The 1,342-nt window shown below is 74.4% G+C and carries 2 protein-coding genes; both read right to left on the bottom strand.

Annotated elements, in window-relative coordinates; translation table 11 throughout:
* The coding region (locus tag ACFV61_RS35450; protein WP_380496254.1) for an aldo/keto reductase at positions 1-237 on the bottom strand (237 nt) is incomplete at its 3' end.
* Between the two features lie 109 nt (positions 238-346).
* Positions 347-1,342, bottom strand: a 996-nt coding sequence (locus ACFV61_RS35455; RefSeq protein WP_380496256.1) for a TIGR03571 family LLM class oxidoreductase, incomplete at its 5' end; no start/stop codon positions are given.

Genomic DNA, 1,342 nt, shown 5'->3' on the forward strand with positions numbered 1-1,342 from the left:
GTTTATCCGCCCCCCCCCCCCCCCCGGGGGGGGGGGGGGGGGCCCCCCCCCCGCGCGGGGCGGGCCCGCGCCCCGCCCGGCGCCGTAGAAGGGGGCGGTGTCGTAGTAGCGGACGCCGTGCTGCCAGGCGGCCTCGACGGTGGCGGCGGCCTCCTGGTCGGGGATCGCGCGGAACATGTTGCCGAGCGGGGCGGTGCCGTAGCCGAGCTTGCCGGGGAGGAGTTCCTTGAGGGACATGGTGGTGCCTTTTCGAAACGGAGGGTGCGGGGCGCAAGAGGCCACGCAATAGATGCGAGCGCGTCTTGCATGCGTTAACAATAGTTGCAGACGCGCGGTAATGCAAGCCCTACGCGCCGGATGCGGGGAAGCGCGGCAGGACGTACTCCGCGAGCTCCTGCAGCAGTTCCTCCACCGGCCGGTCGTTGGGCCGCAGATTGAAGGAGACGTGCGAGACCCCGAACAGCGCCATGGTCTCCAGGTGCTCGATCAGGGCGTTGCGGCCGGTGCTGAGGCCGAGCCGGATCGGACGGGCCGGAGCGTCCGGGTCCTCCTGGAGGGTGAGCACCATCGGGGTCACGTACGGCTTCTCCCCGGCGAGTTCGCGCCACTGGCGGGTCCGCAGGCGCAGCGCGCCCAGGTCGCGGGGGTAGTTGAGCGAGGCGTCGGCGTGCTCGGCGATCCACTCGGGCGTCTGCTGGGCGCCTCCGGCGACGGCGATCGGGATGCCCGCCGCCTCCGCCGGTTTCGGCAGGACCTCCAGCTGGAAGTCCAGGCCGAGACCGACCCCGGGCAGTTCCAGCGGGCCCGGGCGCCAGGCGGCGCGCAGGGTGTGCAGTCCCTCGCGGAAGGCGGCGCCGCGGGCCTCGAAGTCCCGTCCGAAGAGCGGGTACTCGACGGGACGGTCGCCGCTGGCGAGGCCGAGCAGCATCCGGCCGCCGGAGAGCGCGTCGACGGTGGCGGCGGCCTTGGCGACGAGCAGCGGTTCGCGCAGCGGCAGGACGACGGCCGCGGTGCCGAGGACGGCCTGCTCGGTGACGGCGGCGAGGTGGCCGAGGTGGGTGAAGGTCTCGAAGACCGTCCCGGCGTCCCCGAAGCGGACGGGGTCGAAGAGCGGGACGTCGCGCACCCAGAGGCCGGCGAAGCCGAGCCGGTCGGCGAGCCGGGCGAGGCGCGCGTGGTCGGCGAGGTCCGGGACGCCGTGGGAGCGGCCGGCCGTACGGTCGGTGGCCTGCCGGGACGGGCCCCAGTCGTTGTCGAGGGGGAGTTCCAGGCCGAGGGTGAGCCGGCCCTCGCCGGGGGCGAGGCGGGCGAGGGCGGGGTGACGGGGTGCCATGGGTGAATC

Origin of the sequence: Kitasatospora sp. NPDC059817 (genome assembly GCF_042731835.1) — a bacterium.
In the GTDB taxonomy this organism is placed as follows: domain Bacteria; phylum Actinomycetota; class Actinomycetes; order Streptomycetales; family Streptomycetaceae; genus Kitasatospora.